11 protein-coding genes and 1 pseudogene are annotated in these 12,685 nt (G+C 42.9%); 10 read left to right on the top strand and 2 right to left on the bottom strand.

The genetic code is table 11. The features are described from left to right. Nucleotides 1-131 precede the first annotated feature (131 nt). The 4 genes from AC3CHU_RS04015 (at nucleotide 132) to AC3CHU_RS04000 (ending at nucleotide 2,654) form a co-directional block, all read left to right on the top strand. Entirely contained in the window at nucleotides 132-479 is a 348-nt protein-coding gene (locus AC3CHU_RS04015) for an ArsC family reductase (protein WP_017079437.1), read from the top strand. 99 nt (nucleotides 480-578) lie between these two features. Further along, on the top strand, nucleotides 579-1,715 hold the full coding sequence (gene dapE / locus AC3CHU_RS04010; RefSeq protein WP_132969908.1) for a succinyl-diaminopimelate desuccinylase: 1,137 nt from the start codon (nucleotides 579-581) through the stop codon (nucleotides 1,713-1,715). A 46-nt stretch (nucleotides 1,716-1,761) separates the two neighbouring features. Continuing rightward, nucleotides 1,762-2,436, top strand: a complete 675-nt coding sequence (locus AC3CHU_RS04005; protein WP_488525111.1) for a M15 family metallopeptidase — start codon at nucleotides 1,762-1,764, stop codon at nucleotides 2,434-2,436. Between the two features lie 8 nt (nucleotides 2,437-2,444). Next, the gene (locus tag AC3CHU_RS04000; protein WP_004734277.1) at nucleotides 2,445-2,654 is read left to right on the top strand and encodes a DUF2897 family protein; all 210 of its coding nucleotides are present in this window, start codon (nucleotides 2,445-2,447) and stop codon (nucleotides 2,652-2,654) included. A 162-nt stretch (nucleotides 2,655-2,816) separates the two neighbouring features. Here the strand turns inward: AC3CHU_RS04000 and bamC are convergent, their stop codons facing one another. Together bamC and dapA are read right to left on the bottom strand one after the other, a co-directional pair. Continuing rightward, nucleotides 2,817-3,866 carry an outer membrane protein assembly factor BamC gene (gene bamC / locus AC3CHU_RS03995; protein ID WP_488525110.1) on the bottom strand — a complete coding sequence of 350 codons (1,050 nt, stop codon included), beginning with the start codon at nucleotides 3,864-3,866 and terminating at the stop codon, nucleotides 2,817-2,819. A 49-nt stretch (nucleotides 3,867-3,915) separates the two neighbouring features. Beyond that, nucleotides 3,916-4,794 carry a 4-hydroxy-tetrahydrodipicolinate synthase gene (dapA, locus tag AC3CHU_RS03990; RefSeq protein WP_004734279.1) on the bottom strand — a complete coding sequence of 293 codons (879 nt, stop codon included), beginning with the start codon at nucleotides 4,792-4,794 and terminating at the stop codon, nucleotides 3,916-3,918. A gap of 374 nt (nucleotides 4,795-5,168) precedes the next feature. On the opposite strand from dapA, the gene AC3CHU_RS03985 reads away from it, so the two are divergent. The 6 genes and pseudogenes from AC3CHU_RS03985 (at nucleotide 5,169) to AC3CHU_RS03960 (ending at nucleotide 12,590) form a co-directional block, all read left to right on the top strand. Next, a complete protein-coding gene (locus tag AC3CHU_RS03985; protein ID WP_017079431.1) occupies nucleotides 5,169-5,711 on the top strand; it encodes a glycine cleavage system transcriptional repressor in 543 nt (180 codons plus the stop codon). 12 nt (nucleotides 5,712-5,723) lie between these two features. Then, nucleotides 5,724-6,056: pseudogene (gene bcp, locus AC3CHU_RS03980) on the top strand (thioredoxin-dependent thiol peroxidase); the annotation flags it as partial. 90 nt (nucleotides 6,057-6,146) lie between these two features. Then, complete coding sequence (locus tag AC3CHU_RS03975) at nucleotides 6,147-7,550, top strand: tyrosine-type recombinase/integrase (protein WP_488525109.1); 1,404 nt, start codon at nucleotides 6,147-6,149, stop codon at nucleotides 7,548-7,550. Continuing rightward, the gene (locus AC3CHU_RS03970) at nucleotides 7,550-9,880 is read left to right on the top strand and encodes a hypothetical protein (protein ID WP_488525108.1); all 2,331 of its coding nucleotides are present in this window, start codon (nucleotides 7,550-7,552) and stop codon (nucleotides 9,878-9,880) included. The genes AC3CHU_RS03975 and AC3CHU_RS03970 overlap by 1 nt, the downstream gene beginning before the upstream one ends. A 14-nt stretch (nucleotides 9,881-9,894) precedes the next feature. Beyond that, nucleotides 9,895-12,087 carry a site-specific integrase gene (locus tag AC3CHU_RS03965; protein ID WP_488525107.1) on the top strand — a complete coding sequence of 731 codons (2,193 nt, stop codon included), beginning with the start codon at nucleotides 9,895-9,897 and terminating at the stop codon, nucleotides 12,085-12,087. Next, nucleotides 12,087-12,590, top strand: a complete 504-nt coding sequence (locus AC3CHU_RS03960) for a bacterioferritin comigratory protein (RefSeq protein ID WP_488525106.1) — start codon at nucleotides 12,087-12,089, stop codon at nucleotides 12,588-12,590. The genes AC3CHU_RS03965 and AC3CHU_RS03960 overlap by 1 nt, the downstream gene beginning before the upstream one ends. Nucleotides 12,591-12,685 lie beyond the last annotated feature (95 nt).

Here is a 12,685-nt window from a genome sequence, read left to right as displayed (position 1 = left end):
TCCAATAGTGACATTTTCTTACTGTTTTTTTTCACTCTATGAAATATTCCTCACTCTATTTTGTCTGAATTGCAGCTTCCTGATAGGATTCAACTCATAACAACGAAATAAAATCACCCAAAGGAAGAACAATGACTATCACTATGTTTGGCATTCCGAACTGCGACACCATTAAAAAAGCAAAGAAATGGCTCGAAGCTGAAGGGATCAAGTTCGAATTTCACGATTATCGCAAACAAGGCATCACTGAAGAGTTGGTTACGACCTTCTGTTCAGAACTTGGCTGGGAACTTGTATTGAACAAACGTGGTACGACTTATCGCCAACTTTCACAAGAACAGAAAGATACATTAACGGAAGACAAAGCCGTAACTCTGCTTGTTGAGCAACCAGCAATGATTAAGCGACCGATACTAAAAGTAGACGGCAAGCTTCATATCGGATTTAAAGCCGACCAATACGCCGCTATTTTTGCTTAGAGCGTATTATTTACATAGACAGACAACTGGACGTTGTTCTCGGAATCAGCGTCCTAAAAATTAATGACTAGACGTTTTATTTAAACAAGGAATTCAAGGATGACAGATAGCCCAACTTTGGCTCTGGCAAAAGACCTCATTAGCCGCCAATCAGTAACCCCTGAAGATGCAGGCTGCCAAGATTTAATGATTGAACGCTTAAAAGCACTCGGATTCGAAATCGAAGTGATGGTATTTGAAGATACGACGAACTTTTGGGCTCGCCGTGGTACAGAGGCGCCTCTATTTGCCTTTGCTGGCCACACTGATGTTGTACCTGCAGGCCCAATTGAGCAATGGAACACTAAACCATTCGAACCGACTATCGTAGATGGTTTCCTGCACGGTCGCGGCGCGGCAGACATGAAAGGTTCTTTGGCTTCAATGATTGTTGCTGTCGAGCAGTTCATTGCTAAACACCCGGACCACAGCGGCTCAATCGGTTTCCTTATCACGTCAGATGAAGAAGGTCCTTTCATCAACGGTACGGTACGTGTTGTTGAAGCACTGATGGCTCGTGGCGAGAACATCGACATGTGTATTGTGGGTGAACCATCAAGTACTGAGTACGTCGGTGATGTCGTGAAAAACGGCCGTCGTGGTTCTATCACTGGTGACCTAACAGTTAAAGGCACGCAAGGTCATGTTGCGTACCCTCACCTAGCGAACAACCCGGTACACAGCTCTCTGCTTGCGATCAATGAACTGGCTACTACCGAGTGGGATAAAGGTAATGACTACTTCCCACCAACCAGCTTCCAGATCCCAAATGTAAGTGCGGGCACGGGCGCATCAAACGTGATTCCTGGTGAGTTTAATGTTCAGTTTAACCTTCGTTTTAGCACAGAGTTAAACAACGACATCATCGTTGAGAGAATCACAAATACACTCGACAAATACGATTTCGAATACGATTTGAAATGGACATTCAATGGCGACCCGTTCTTAACAGACGCAGGCTCACTGCTTGATGCTATTGTTGATGCCGTTGGCCACGTTAATGACGTAAAACCAGCACTACTGACTACAGGTGGTACATCTGACGGACGCTTTATTGCGCGCATGAAAGGGCAAGTCGTAGAATTAGGTCCGGTTAATGCCACCATTCACAAGGTTAACGAATGCGTGAAAGTGGCTGACTTAGAGAAGCTAACCGACATGTATGAGAGAACATTAGTGAACCTGTTCGCTAAATAGTTTTTTCATCAGCGATTGATAGCATCTAATTATTGAGAGACGCGTTATGACACCAGAGCAGCTTACCGGGCAATCAGATTCTCATCTGGAACCTAACCTGATTGGCACCAAGACATTCTTGGTTCACAGTGATGTCAAAGATGACCTAAACAGTTTGATTGGAGCTGCTCAACTCGCTGGCTTTAAAATGGAGATTGCCAGTGGCTTTCGCGACTATGAAAGGCAATCTCTGATTTGGAACCGTAAGTTTTCTGGTGAAGCACCAATATTAGACTCAGAAAGCCAACCACTTGATGCTTCAAGACTCAGTGAACAGCAAAAGTTGTCAGCGATACTGAGGTGGTCTGCACTGCCTGGGGCGAGTCGTCACCATTGGGGTTGTGACTTTGATGTCTTTGCTCGTAATCACTTGCCTGAAGGCACACAGCTGCAACTGGAACCATGGGAATACCTTACTGGCCACCAGCAAGCGTTTTACCAATGGCTTTATGCTAATGCATCTCAATTTGGGTTCTTCTTTCCGTACAGTCAAGACCTCGGCGGTGTGGCGATAGAACCTTGGCATATCAGCCATCGAAAAGTATCGGAGTTGTGTTTATCACAGTTATCTCCCTCTTTACTTGGCAAGCAACTCCAATCTAAGCCAATATTAGGGTATGAGATTATTATGGAGCAGCTAGACGAGATCTATGCGCGCTTCGTGGCGAATATCAGTCATTAGGAGCGCTTATGTTGGAGTGGCTTACAAACCCTTGGGTTATCATCATCATCGTGGTTAGCGTTGTGGTGGGTAATATTGCTGCGCTCAAACAGACCGCCAATATGGATCTGACTGGTCGTAACAAAACAGAGAAAGACTTAGACAAGCTCAATCAATTGGATAAACAGAACCAAGAGAAAGCTCAAAAAGATGAGTCTACGGACAACAAAGACGCTTAATTTTGTAGCTCTAAGGAGCCAATCTAATTTGCTAATAATCCGCTGACGACTAATCAACGAATACAAAAAAGAGGACACAATGTGTCCTCTTTTTTATTGGCTTTAGCTAACCACAGGGCTGATATGACTAACTCTGTGGTTTTTCAGCTATGCTCACTCAGTTTACTTACTTACATCAGCTTCTTTGTCATCTTTGGTTTGGTCAGCAACATGTGCTAATACCGGTACCATAGACTTAAGTAATGCTTCTTCTACTGGTTTACCTGATGCATCCGTTACGTTAATTGACGTACGGTTACCAAGATCACCAAACAAGAAGGTGTAAGTACCTGGAGCCAAATCAATGGGTTGTAGGCCAATTGTTTCCCAGAATTCATCATCTGGTGCAGCATACTTAGCTTTTACAGTACCTTGAGACTGGTTACGCTCTTCAAGCTCAAAGCCCATCGTCGGTAGCAAGGTAGGCAAACGCTGCCACAATACATTGTATGGAGTACGAGCAATGATCACAGGGAAGCCACTGCGGTCAGCACCCATTGAGATTGGAATGCGTTTAACCAACTCTTGTGCTTTCAACGCCGCTTCAGCACGAAGGTTTTCATCGTACTTAGCCATCACGAGGTTCGTTAAGAACGCGTTGTAACGCTCCTTATTGGTTGCCGATACCGGCTTCTCTTCAGAGCCTTCACGCCAATCGATAAGGTTGATCTTGAAGCCATGGCGGTTGTTCGCTTGGAAACGAGAGATAGAGTAGCGACTGCCGATCTCTACTTCTTCATCTTCAGAAACCCAAGTAACCCAATCGGTCTCAATATCGTTTTCTGACTGTTCACGAATACCAATGCCACGTTGTGCCAGCATATCTACAGCCGTTTGCCACACGCGGTCTGCTTCTTCAGCACGAAGAAGCCATAGTGTCACTTCACCATTCTGACGTTCAGATCGAGCTCCTGGGATCAGCTCAAGAACCTGTTGCGGCGGACGAATATCCACTTCACGGCCAGTACCACCACTGAACTCACCGTTTGGGATGTCAAAATTGGGATAGAACTGAGGTTGAGCATCTTCAGGCAGCTGCCATTGTGAAAACTCAGGTGTTTCTAAGTATTCGAAATCATCTTTGGCTTGGCGACGTTGAGTCGGGCTGCCAGAACATGCTGTAAGAACGAAAACAGCCAGTGATCCAATCACTAGCTGGTGAGAATACTTCATTTATACTCCTAAATGCCGAAGGTTCACTTCGGCATCACTTCATACATTTTTAGTAAATACACGCTTCAGTCATTGCTTGAGCAACAACGGGTTGAGCTGGCTTTGACAATTCAGTCAACGGTAGACGTAAGCCACCTTCAGCAATCAGACCCATTTTATGAACCGCCCATTTTACGGGAATAGGGTTGGACTCAACGAACAAATTCTTATGTAGAGGCATCAAACGCTCATTGATCGCTTCTGCTTCTTCAAACTTGCCTTCTTTCGCTAACTTGAACATGGTTGCCATATCAGCGGCTGCAACATTGTTTGTTACAGAGATCACGCCATCGCCACCACGCTTAACAAATTCTAGACCTGTTAAGTCATCACCACTTAGTAAGATAAAATCTTCGCCACAAAGTTCACGGTGAATTGCAATTCTGTCGAGATCACCCGTCGCATCTTTAAGTGCAACGATGTTTTCGATCTCAGCAAGGCGAGCAACCGTTTCAGGTAACAAGTCTACAGCAGTACGACCCGGTACATTGTATAGGATTTGTGGAACGTCACTGACTTCAGCAATCGCTTTGTAGTGTTGGTACAAACCTTCTTGAGTCGGTTTGTTGTAGTAAGGCGTTACGCTCAGGCAACCAGCAATACCAGAACCATTCAGCAAACGGCTGAATAGAACAGATTCGTGAGTTGCATTTGCACCTGTACCAGCGATAACGGGAATACGACCATCAGCAAATTCAACGATCTTATTGACGACTTTGACATGCTCTTCAATAGTGAGTGTTGAAGACTCACCTGTTGTGCCAACCGCAACCAGACCATCACTACCTGCAGCAACATGGTGCTCAACTAACTTTTTAAGGCTGTCGAAATCCACTTCACCATCTGTATTAAATGGCGTAACTAGCGCAACGATACTTCCTGAAAACATGTCTATCTCCCTTAATTTATTCTTTTTGCATGTTACTGTAAGCCAATCAATAAACACAAGACATTAAAGTGGCTTACCGGCAACATCTGCATTAAATATTGTCGTATGTTTGAGGTAAAACGACTTCTAAAGGCGTTCTACCGAGAATTTGGATAACCTGCGCTCAATCTAGCGGATAGCACAGCACTGGATGTCAGTAACAAGTAAGCTGTGCTCTCACCGCTCAATCTCATTTTTTAACGCTCTCAATATTCTTATCATTGGTTGTATGTTAGAAGCAAGGTACCTCATAAAAAGCCCCGTACGCACGCTTATTCCACAAGCTAACTGTGCTAACATGCATGAATCAATGGAATATAAAGAGACGTGATTTTATGACTCAACATCTAGTAATCACAGCTGTGGGCACAGATCGCCCAGGTGTATGCAACCAAGTGGTTCATTTAGTCACCCAATCAGGCTGTAACATTATTGATAGCCGTATCGCTCTATTTGGCGAAGAATTTACGCTTATCATGCTGCTGTCTGGAAAGGCAAACAACATCACCCGCGTTGAAACCACCCTGCCCTTGCTTGGACAAGAGCACGACTTGATTACGATTATGAAGCGAACCTCAACTCATGATGTTATTGAGAACTCTTACACCGTAGAGGTGTTCGTTGAGTCAGACGATAAAATCGGCCTTACCGAGCAGTTTACCCAGTTCTTCGCAGACCGAAACATCGGCCTCGATTCGTTAAGTGCGCGAACCATCAATAAATCTAAAGTTCAGCTCGATAACGACCAATTCCATATCTCTATTACCGCTTCTGTGCAATCAGAATGTAATTTGATGCAGCTACAAGAAGAATTTGACGCGCTGTGTCAGAGCCTATCCGTACAAGGCTCGCTCAACTTTATCAAAAACAGTTTTTAAAAAGGAAATATCATGAATACGCTAACGGCTGGTGTTCCAGCACCTGCTTTTTCTCTTCCTGATCAAGATGGCAATATCGTATCTCTTGGTGACTTCAAAGGTAAAAAAGTCCTGTTCTATTTTTACCCAAAAGCAATGACTCCAGGTTGTATTGTGCAAGCTGAAGGCCTGCGTGATATCAAAGCACAACTTGATGACCTAAATGTGGTTGTTCTAGGTGTGAGTGTTGATCCAGTAAAACGCCTACCAAATTTCGTCGAGAAGAAATCTCTAAACTTCACACTGCTATCTGATGAAGACCACAGCGTTGCTGAACAGTTTGGCGTTTGGGGCGAGAAGAGATTTACCCTTAGAAAAAAAGAATGACAAAAACCTTGATATATTTTTATGACAAATCTATCTTTGATGTGTGGGTAGCATATCGAGGATTGTTTTGTGATAGAAACGTACAAAGAAAAATGTTCTGATGTTTATGATGACTACCGACTTCTTTCTATCGAAGTCGATACATTGGCAAAGCTTAAAGTCTTTACAAATACTGATACTGAATCAGGAGAAGTGACATACTCTCCCGACCTCTCTCCTTCCAATCTAGAATCACGCATAAAGAAAACCGATATCATCGTTGCCCCTGACGGTAGAGTGGTTTATCCACAATCTCTTTACCTAGTATCTAAATTGCGTGGTGAAGCGGCGGTAAAAGACACAGGTTCAATTGCAAAAGGTTTGCTGGCTTTCACTCGGTATTTAGATTCGACTCACTACTCTCAAGTTGATGAAGATGGTCATGAAATACCATGCGAATATCTAACGTATAAAACACTATCAAAGTACGAAGAGGAAGGCGCTCCTTGGCGATTTGCTGAGTTCCTGCTTGCGAACTGCAATGATATTGAGGGTTCTAGTGGCAGCGAGGCTTTTAGTTTATCTACCGCACGCACCTATATGGGCGTAGTAATTGGTTTCTATAAGTGGATGCAGAAATACGGCTACATCAAAAAGAACGATGACAATATCGTTACCCACTACACCACAGAAACAGTCCATCAGGAGTTAAACCAGCACGATATGCTGGCTCATACAAAATCTGGCTCTCAACGTACCTATGAAACGTCCAATATCATGAAGATGTTTCCTAAAAAACAAAATACGCCTGCTCATAAAAAACTCAAGCCGATGCACCCTGAACACAAGTTTTTATTTAATGAACATGTAGTGTCACTCCCAAAGACGACAAAGCTCATCTTTCGCCTATGTGTTGAAGCAGGACTTAGAATTGATGAAGCCATTCACTTCCCCGCTCACAATATCGGTAACGCTGACTTCGGTGATTTAGAAACTGTACCTGTCAATATTACTCACACTAAAGGCAGTAAGGCGCGTACCGTAGAAATTCCCATAGAGCTGTACGAAGAGCTAGAGATACACAAAGAAAGTCATACGCAACTTAAAAACCTAAACAAGCGCAATGAGCTTATTCAGGCAGGCAGCGCAATAGACACCGTTGAGTACCTATTTCTTTCAAACAAAGGTGTGCCTTACTCAGCCAATACCTTAGAAACGCACTTTTCAAACCTTAGAAAGCAGATTCGCGAAGTGGATTCCTCTTGGTATTACCGAATTCATGATTTACGTTCTACCTTTGCGACCCACTGGCTTTGGGAGGAATCAAAAGAGCGAAGTGTTAGTTATGACTACCTTATGGGTGAGTTAGCAGAATTGATGGGGCATGTCAGTACATCGACCACTGAAAAGTACATTCAGTACATGAATAAACTGGACGACCAAATCAGCACAGCTAAGGCTAAAAACCTCAAAATAAACGGAGGTTGGTCGTAATGGCGAAAAGTAAAATCGCAAAACAGTCCAAATCCGTCAAGCGTGTGCGAAACAACCAAAACGTTGTTCCTTTGAACCTTGAGATTCCTTATAAGCACTCTAAATCAACAAAAGTAGAGCAGTTCGATGTTTCTCACCTATTACATTTAGGGTGTAACAAAGAAAACAAAAAAATAGACAGTCGAACCGTATTTATCAGGTCTTTTTGCAAAAAAGCTCAACAATATGTCAAGAATGGTAAGTCAGCAAAATCCGTCACAAGGCACTTCGAGACCTTACGCGCTTACCTTTCTTTTTGTGATGCGATAAATGCTGCCCCATTCACCGAAAATGGCTATTTGAAATATGCTGGCAACGATGGAGAGTTAAGGCATCGCATCAAGACATTTACCCCTTCAAAACGCCTGTGGGAATACAATGATGGTGATGAGTTAGGTATTAAAGAATCAAGCGCATCTGGAATACTTTCATCACTTCGCACTGCACTTGAATGGTGCGGTTTATCTGTTTCCGATTGGGCTAATAATCACCGAGGGTTTGGAGGGGAAAGGGCACCCTTTAAGGGGTACTCTGATGAAGAAGAAAAGCTTCTAGTAGAACGATTAGAAGCATTATTTTTCACCCTTGCGCCTCAGCTCATTGCTGCGAAAGAAAGCAGCACACCTTTACCCGACACCCTACCTCTTATCATTAGCCTTGGCTTGAATGAGGAAACACTTCAAATTCCGACTTCATTAGAAGTGAGAAAAGGAGTGCCCAAAAAAAATGGCACTGCTGTTAATCCAGCCTCAGCTTTTAACCTTGCGATGGGCGCTGCCTATCATTTAATGTGTTTTTTCACCTCACTGAATGACAGCAACATTCGTCAAATTGCCCACCCCATTGATGTTAAAACATCAGAGCGAGATAAGAGCTTACAAGTAGTCAAGGTCTCAAGCTATAAGGCACGTTCAAGCAGCGAAGTCGATGCCCTTTTGGTGGGTGAGTCGTTTGACGTTGATAAGCGCGATGGCGTGAAGTTTATAAAGCTGCTAGAGCGGTTATCCAAGCTCTACGGCAGTGGTGAGGATGGCTCTGAGTTACTTTTTACTCTCAACGATAACGCAGAGGTCACTGATGCCTTTAATTTAAGAGAGGTGAATAAGAAGCTCTTTAACCAACTGCACCTGCTATCGCCCTATCGAGCGGGCAACCTGCCTTGGTTTAAAGAGTTGTTTTACGCCTACCGAAACCAACAAACCATCACGCTAAAAAAGACCGTGAGTCATTTAGGTCGCACGGTTGTGCTTAGAGAGGTAGAACCAACTTCCAAAGCTGTGGCTGGGAAAATGGCGACCAACAGTGCCTACTGCATTTTGTCTTGTTACACCGACTTGCCACTTAAAGGGATTTTACTACCACTTACCTACTCCGAAATTGATAGCGATGGCAATGTTACCGTTTCTTTTAACTATAGAAGTGGCGAAGTTGGGTATTTCAAAGTTCCCGCTTCTGATTTAACGCTTATTAAAGATATTGAGCAATTTGCGAAAGAAAAAGCAGACAGGCAGCCTAAGAGGTACGAACGAATGCTTTTAACAAGAACCTCTTCGAGGGGCGCTCCTTTTTATTGGGAAGGTATTAGCCCCATTTCGGGAAATCTCATGAATACTTGGTCTATTGAATCCAACCATTACTATATCTCCCTTCAATCAAGTCGCTGGCGAGAAATGAGCAGCAATCAAGCCTATGCGGAGGGCGGTATTCAAGCCGTTCAGAGCCTGCTCCAAAACAAACGAGACACAATAGAGAGAAGTTACGCAAACGGGCTTCCATCACTTAATAAAGTGATTCTCTCTCAAGGTATCGAAGTCATTGAAAACCTCTTTGATAATGACTTGGAGCAAGCAAAAGCTACTGTGACTGAAAAGCGCGGCATTCCGATACTGACATACGAGGAAGGTGAGAAAAAGCGTAAAACTAACCCCAATGGAATTGCTTGTGATGGGAAGCAAGTCATGATTGATGGTAAGAACACACAGCGAGAAACGAACTACGCGCTAGGTGTGGATTTACCTTGCGCCGAGTTTGATATGTGCCACAAGTGCCAATCTGCCAAAGCGGTGGATGACGTTGACGCTATTTATAAGCTTATTTCAACCATCGATGTTTTTAAGGAAGGTCTTGATATGTTTCCTGACTCGAAAGGGGATGCTCTAGAAAGAATCGAAGCGTATGAGTATACGCTAGATGGAGCAAGTGACGATGTATTCGATGAAGCCATGAAAAAATTCAATACCCAAGGTCGTCATCCAAGGGTGTCCATCGACCATGCCATTCTATTGATGTAATTGCGGAGGCTCACATGATAAAACTCTCTGACCCAGAACACCAAAACAAGCTTCTTAAAGCGCAACAAAGCGTTGGCGCTCATACAAATTACTTAATGGATGTATTAAAGCCAGCGATAGAAAGCGGGGATTGGGATGAACTCGAAGCGCTTGATATAGGCTTTACGGTGACAGGTGAATCATTAGGTAAAATTGGTAATAATGAGGCTTGGAAGAACTTGCAACCTCATTTTGAGCCGCAACCAGAGAGGTACCAAACCCTCGATTTTACCAACGATGGTAAAGTAATTGAGCGCAACCTAAAATTTGAGCTTATAACTCTCATCCTTAAAATGATGTGGCTTTCACCTCATAACCACTCCTTTGCCACTCTTTATACGGCGCTAACTGATCTAAAAAAAGTCATCAAGCCGCTTTTAAATGAAGGGTTTAACACGCTATCAGCGCTTAACTTTGAACTACTCGAAACTTGGGTGCTAACGGGCTTTACCGATATCAACTTCAAAAGATCTAGAATTTACAACGGGTTAAATCGCCTTTACAAAGATGCCAAAGGTTTACCCTTTGAGGTTAATTTAAACAAAAAGCTTAGCGCCTCAGATTTTGGTTTAACTATTAAAGAAGCTAAACAATATACCGTCATTCCACAAAGGCTCTACTATATGGGGCTTCAAAAATCGGAAGAACTAATTAATCAGGCTTATGCTGTGCGTCACGAGCTAGAGCAACTGGCAGATTACATCACCTCGTATGTAGACAAAGCCTATGATGGTTATGCTAAGTATCTTGTCAGTGGTGAGGCTAGAAAAAAGAACGGGGATATTACATGGTATTTAGAAAAGAATATAAATAATAAAAAGCGCACTATCGCTTTCAAGCAAGCCTTCACCGCACTTAACGCACCAAATGAACAAGAGGCACTGGCTCTCCTAGAGCTTCATAATCCAAAGATACAGAACGAGTATTTAGATAGGTTCCACACAGAGCGAAAACTAACGATTGGGCAGTGGACAATCACCAACTTAAAAGAGGCGCGAGCACTTTTCAAAAAGCTCAACGGTGGCTGTATATGGGGCTTAATGGCAAGAACAGGAATGAGAGGCGATGAAATGTATAACCTGAATACCGCTCAGGGCTGTACAGAGGATATCATTGACCGCCAAACTATATACGTTATCCATGCAAACCTTTCAAAGACAGCAAAAGGCTCTCAATCAATTCAAGATGAGTTTGTCACTACCGAAATTGGCATGAAAGCTTATGAAGTCCTTCAAGCGATGCATACACCACTTAGAAAAATACATCCTAGCTCACAATCCTTCTTTCATAAAACAAAAGAGGACTTTAGTGAAATATCTAAAAACCAAATAGGAAGACAATCTCCAGACTGGTTTAAAGATGTAATGGGTGAAGAGCTTACGCTCACCAATGCAGATTTAATTGACCTAAAAGTATCCGACCCTAACTTATCTTTTGAAGTGGGTAAGAATTACGAATTTACACCACACCAACTTCGCCGCTCCTTTGCTTACTACTTGATAGGCTTTGAGCTATGTCACTTCCCGCAACTCAAACAACAGTTCAGTCATGTGTCTATGGCAATGACACGGCATTACGCTAAAAATGCCAGTAAATTTCAAAAAATCAGGCAAAAGAAAAAGACACTTGCGAACGAAATTGATAACGAGCGAATCAACCAAAAAGCTCGTGTCTATTTGAGTATCTATGAGAAACTGGCAAACAAGGAAAGAGTTGCAGGCGGTAAAGGCAAAGAGTTTGCTAAAAGCATGACCAAAACAGACCGTAACTTATTCAAAGATAAAGTGGATAATGACATGCTTTCTCTTAATTTCTGGGAAAAGCAACTTCGAGATAAAAAACGACACCTTCATGCGGTTGCGCCTGGAATATATTGCACTTCAACCACTTGTGGATTAAGAACGCTTGTTAACCTACTTGAATGTGTAGATTGCAAGAATGACTACATCGTGGATGCCGTATTCGCTGAGGCGATGCGTAAAGAAGCTGAAATTCACATGCTTTACGATATTGAAAATAATGAACTCACCCCACAAACTGCCGCTCAATCTTACGCTAAGATTCAAGCGGCTGAACGTATTATGAGTGATTTAGGTATCGACTATGAACCTGTTGTTTTCCCTAATGAAGTTGCGGATTTACTCATCCCATTTGGAGTGGTTTCATAATGTCACAGGCAACAAAAAAGAAACTAATTGACGCATTAGAAAGGCTGCTGAGCGGCGATGTATCAAAACTAACATCGAGAGAGCTGCGTAATAAGGCACGTAAAGGCAAACTCAAAATCAACAACAGTAGCGTTGAAAAAGAAGCAGGGCTTTCTGCTGGCGCACTAAGAAGACACAGCGATGTCGTTCTGATGATAAAAAACAAATCATTAGAAGTACAAGTTGCTCAAGATGAGAATACAGACTCCCCTATTGAAGTGCTTCAAAAGGAAATAAAGGCACTCAAAGGTGAGCGGACTCAAGCCAACAAGAAGAAAAAAGAGTATTACGATGAGGCTCAAAGCCATAAAGAGGCATTGGCTACTCAAGCAGCTATTCATGTGAAAGTAGTTCAAGAGCTTATGGATATGCTGCATGAGAGTCTGCGAGAAAAAGCTATGGATAAAATAGTCTCGACTCGCCTAGATAATGTAGTTGCACACCAATTTAGAAAGCCGAAGTAGTGAGCACCCCTATTTAAAAACCGTCCTGTTTGGAGTAATCACTAGACAGGATACTGAATTATCGATAAAAGTGTACGCTCTAACGTAATAAAAAT

This window comes from Vibrio sp. QJM3NY_39 (assembly GCF_057785895.1).
Note: the sequence above shows the minus strand (reverse complement) of the source record. Positions and strands in the feature narration are given on the sequence as shown.

Excerpts from the sequence above, each read along its gene's own strand:
- AC3CHU_RS03965 (WP_488525107.1), top strand. The coding sequence starts at position 9,895 with ATGATAAAACTCTCTGACCCAGAACACCAAAACAAGCTTCTTAAAGCG.
- AC3CHU_RS04015 (WP_017079437.1), top strand. The coding sequence starts at position 132 with ATGACTATCACTATGTTTGGCATTCCGAACTGCGACACCATTAAAAAA.
- bamC (WP_488525110.1), bottom strand. The coding sequence starts at position 3,866 with ATGAAGTATTCTCACCAGCTAGTGATTGGATCACTGGCTGTTTTCGTT.
- dapA (WP_004734279.1), bottom strand. The coding sequence starts at position 4,794 with ATGTTTTCAGGAAGTATCGTTGCGCTAGTTACGCCATTTAATACAGAT.
- AC3CHU_RS03960 (WP_488525106.1), top strand. The coding sequence starts at position 12,087 with ATGTCACAGGCAACAAAAAAGAAACTAATTGACGCATTAGAAAGGCTG.
- dapE (WP_132969908.1), top strand. The coding sequence starts at position 579 with ATGACAGATAGCCCAACTTTGGCTCTGGCAAAAGACCTCATTAGCCGC.
- AC3CHU_RS04000 (WP_004734277.1), top strand. The coding sequence starts at position 2,445 with ATGTTGGAGTGGCTTACAAACCCTTGGGTTATCATCATCATCGTGGTT.
- AC3CHU_RS03985 (WP_017079431.1), top strand. The coding sequence starts at position 5,169 with ATGACTCAACATCTAGTAATCACAGCTGTGGGCACAGATCGCCCAGGT.
- AC3CHU_RS04005 (WP_488525111.1), top strand. The coding sequence starts at position 1,762 with ATGACACCAGAGCAGCTTACCGGGCAATCAGATTCTCATCTGGAACCT.
- AC3CHU_RS03970 (WP_488525108.1), top strand. The coding sequence starts at position 7,550 with ATGGCGAAAAGTAAAATCGCAAAACAGTCCAAATCCGTCAAGCGTGTG.